Source organism: Streptococcus parasanguinis, from assembly GCF_001578955.1.
GTDB classification, from domain to species: Bacteria; Bacillota; Bacilli; order Lactobacillales; family Streptococcaceae; genus Streptococcus; species Streptococcus parasanguinis_U.
This window is the reverse complement of sequence record NZ_KQ969689.1, coordinates 252322-254752: the sequence shown is the minus strand read 5'-3', so window position 1 is coordinate 254752 and position 2431 is coordinate 252322. Positions and strand designations below refer to the sequence as shown.

General features: G+C 42.0%; 4 protein-coding genes. 2 read left to right on the top strand and 2 right to left on the bottom strand.

Annotation, left to right across the window (positions count from 1 at the left end; all coding sequences use genetic code 11):
* Positions 1 to 520: TrmH family RNA methyltransferase (locus SPADD19_RS12255; protein ID WP_241496385.1), on the bottom strand; the 520-nt coding region annotated here is incomplete at its 3' end.
* A 73-nt stretch (positions 521 to 593) separates the two neighbouring features.
* On the opposite strand from SPADD19_RS12255, the gene SPADD19_RS01175 reads away from it, so the two are divergent.
* Both SPADD19_RS01175 and yidC read left to right on the top strand, forming a co-directional pair.
* The gene (locus SPADD19_RS01175) at positions 594 to 872 is read left to right on the top strand and encodes an acylphosphatase (RefSeq protein WP_049488447.1); all 279 of its coding nucleotides are present in this window, start codon (positions 594 to 596) and stop codon (positions 870 to 872) included.
* A gap of 77 nt (positions 873 to 949) precedes the next feature.
* Positions 950 to 1867 (top strand): membrane protein insertase YidC, encoded by a 918-nt coding sequence (gene yidC, locus SPADD19_RS01170; protein ID WP_061454987.1) that lies wholly within the window; start codon positions 950 to 952, stop codon positions 1865 to 1867.
* 422 nt (positions 1868 to 2289) lie between these two features.
* Here the strand turns inward: yidC and SPADD19_RS11345 are convergent.
* On the bottom strand, positions 2290 to 2431 hold a 142-nt coding region (locus SPADD19_RS11345), incomplete at its 5' end, for a GreA/GreB family elongation factor (RefSeq protein ID WP_241496461.1).

Here is a 2431-nt window from a genome sequence, read left to right as displayed (position 1 = left end):
GTGATTGTGCAGCTCGCTCCAATAGTTCTTCTCGATCCAGTTTCCAGATAGGAATATGGAAATGACTGCCCTGCATGGATCGAAGGGTCTTGAGACTGTATAGATCTGCGGAGGCTTTCGAAAGCATGACGCCATCAAAGCCAGCTGCATCTGCTGTTCGAATCATAGTCCCTACATTGCCAGGATCCTGTACATCCTCCAAATAGAGGAAGCGTCCTTGTAGCTGATCCGGAAGTTCTGGCTGCTCCAGAGCGATCTCTGCGACAATCCCTTGCGGAGTCTTCGAATCTACCAAGAGACTTAAGATCTCCGGAGTCACGACGGTGACTTTTTGGATGTCCTCTACCCGGTCTAAATAGGCTTCTAAAACAAAGACCTGCCGAATCTTCGCATGATTTTCTACTGCCTCTTCAAACAGATGCCAGCCTTCAATGAGATAAGAATCTGTCCGGTATTTTTTTTGATGTAATTTTTTAGCATTTTTGATTACATTATTTGATTTAGACGTTATAATATTCATAGAACTATTATAGCACAAAGAAAAAGAAGAAATCATGCCTCAGATAGATTTCTTCGAGTCAAGGAGGTCGTACATGCAAAAGGTAAAAATGATTGCCCAAGGACGGGTTCAAGGGGTTGGCTTTCGCTGGGGAGTGTACAGTCTTGCTTTAGAGATCGGTGGGATTACTGGCCGTGTCTGGAATAATGACGACGGAACGGTTGGCATTCTGGCCCAGGCAGAGTCTAGTAGCCAAATGGCCAAATTCATCCAAGAAATTCGCAAAGGTCCTACGCCTTTTGCGCATGTGACTTATTTAGATGTTACGCTCGCAAACTTTGAAAACTATACAGACTTCAGAATTGCAAATTAAGACTAGAGAACTATTGTGTATTTTCAAAAAAAACAGTAGAATAGAAAGGTAACATTAAAAAAAAGAAGGAACTATTTGTGAAAAAAAATAAACTTGCATTACTTACATCGATGGGACTAGCTTCGCTTGTCTTCTTGTCAGGATGCGTGAGTGTCGATCGAAAAACCGGAAATCCGACTGGATTGATCTGGAATCTTCTTGGCCGTCCAATGGGCGAAGCCATCAAATTCTTTGCCAATAACCTTGGCTTGGGCTTTGGGATCGGGATTATTATCGTCACCTTGATCGTGCGTTTAATCATCTTGCCACTTGGTTTGTACCAATCATGGAAGGCAACCTACCAATCTGAAAAGATGAACTACTTAAAACCTATCCTTGGGCCAATCCAAGAGCGCATGAAGAACGCTAGCACACAAGAAGAAAAGCTATTGGCGCAACAGGAATTAATGGCTGCTCAACGTGAAAATGGAGTCAGCATGTTTGGTGGAGTTGGGTGTTTGCCGCTCTTGATCCAAATGCCATTCTTCTCAGCTCTTTTCTTTGCAGCTCAGCACACCAAAGGTGTAGCAGAAAGTAGTTTCCTTGGTATTGCTCTTGGAAAACCAAGCTTGCTCTTGACGGCTATCGTAGCGGTTCTCTACTATATCCAAAGTATGCTCTCTCTTCATGGGATTGAAGATGAAACCCAAAAGGAAAGTATGCGTAAAGCATCACTGATGAGCCCGATTATGATCGGTGTCTTCTCATTGATCTCTTCAGCCGGAGTGACTCTTTACTGGGTAGTCGGTGGGGTGATCCAAATTATCCAACAATTTGTCATCAACTACTTGATTCGTCCAAATCTTCGTAAGCGGGTCGCTGAGGAATACAAAAATAATCCTCCAAAAGCGACTAGTCACCGTGTGAAAAAAGACGTTACACCAACTGCAACGACACAAATTCAACACAAACCAAAAAACAACCGCAATGCAGGAAAACAACGCAATAGAAAGTAGTACAAACTTCTAAATTCTAGCGGAATTACTTAAGCACCTGAACCCTCTAGTTCAGGTGCTTTTTTAATCCCTTTCAATCAATCAACGAAAAATTTACACCCTCACAAGGGGATTAAGAGCACAAAAAAACAAGCCCTATAGGAGAGCCTGCTTTAAGACCGTTTTTACATAAGTAATGTTAAAAAATAAAATGATATAAACTATTAGGTTTATAGAGCAGATACCGAAACTTTCCGCCGTGAGAAAAGTGCCTGAAACAATTATGTTTCAGGCACTAGGGGAGTTTTGAAACCTTAGGTTCAAAACTAAGTCATGGAACTTCGTAGAAGTTCGCTGACGTCCGTACTCACTTAAGGAAAGGTTCTAAGAGGACTTTGTCTTTAATCTGAAACAAGCCCTCTTGGAGAGCCTGCATTTTATATTTACGCTGTTTTTTCTACGTTCAAAATTTTCACTTGGTAGCTTCCAGCTGGTGTTTCAACAGTGACCACATCACCTGTTTTTTTACCAATCAAAGCGTGACCGATTGGGCTTTCGTTTGAGATCTTTCCTGCAAAAGCATCT

Coding starts and splice junctions, on each gene's coding strand:
- SPADD19_RS01175 (WP_049488447.1), top strand. CDS start 594: ATGCAAAAGGTAAAAATGATTGCCCAAGGACGGGTTCAAGGGGTTGGC.